This is a genomic window from Bacillus sp. LR--39 (assembly GCF_053613335.1).
The window spans coordinates 1-755 of sequence record NZ_JBSIOT010000770.1 but is presented as its reverse complement, the minus strand read 5'-3'; the positions used below and the strand labels follow the sequence as shown (position 1 = coordinate 755).

General features: G+C 46.5%; 2 protein-coding genes. One reads left to right on the top strand and one right to left on the bottom strand.

Annotated features, from left to right (window positions below; genetic code table 11):
• The coding region (locus ACWHAR_RS26440) for an MFS transporter (protein ID WP_452088344.1) at nt 1-574 on the top strand (574 nt) is incomplete at its 5' end.
• On the opposite strand, the gene ACWHAR_RS26435 is transcribed toward ACWHAR_RS26440, so the two are convergent.
• Nucleotides 555-755: hypothetical protein (locus ACWHAR_RS26435; RefSeq protein WP_452088343.1), on the bottom strand; the 201-nt coding region annotated here is incomplete at its 5' end. The genes ACWHAR_RS26440 and ACWHAR_RS26435 overlap by 20 nt on opposite strands.

The following is a 755-nucleotide window of genomic DNA, read 5'->3' as shown; positions in this document are numbered from 1 at the left end:
ACGCAGGACGTTAACTTCGGTCTATGCACAATTTATTATGCTGAACATCTTTAACTACTGTTTGTTTTTTGGACTTCCGAGTTATTTTCAGGATGAAATGCACCTTTCCGTTCAAACGAGCGGTCTTTTGATGCTGTTCATGTCCGGGACGAGCGTATTGATCTCGCCTTTCGTCGGGAAATGGATTGACCGTTCAGGAGAAACGCAGCCCGTGTTAATTGGTTCTTGCTTAATGGCAGCGGGCGCTATCCTGCTCACATTGTTTTTTGTCGATGCACCGATGTTGTGGAAAGGCATCATCCTCTCTTTGCTCGGGGTCAGCTACGGCCTCGGCAATGTCGCCCTGCAGGCTGCCATGTTTACGGCAAGTCCGCCGGACATCGTCGGGACGACTTCGGGGCTTTTTCAAACATGCCGCTATCTTGGCTCGATCTTTTCGTCCGTCATTCTGGGTCTGTTGTTTGGAGAAGAAATAACCGCGGGGCATTTTCAGGATCTGGGGATGGTCATGATTGCGGTTGCCATCGGCAGCATTTTGATGAGCTTCAGATTTATCAAGCTGATGAAGGATTGAAAAATGGAGCGCGAGATGCGGCTCCATTTTTTTGCTTTCTTTTGGAGATTGGAAAAGCAAAGAGACAAAAATTAACAAATTGATATTGGTTGCTTATTGATTGTTTGATAATAAAGATAACGAATAGCTGAAAAGGTGATGATACGGAAGCGGTGGGGAGGAAAGGCGCTTTGGGTCTATG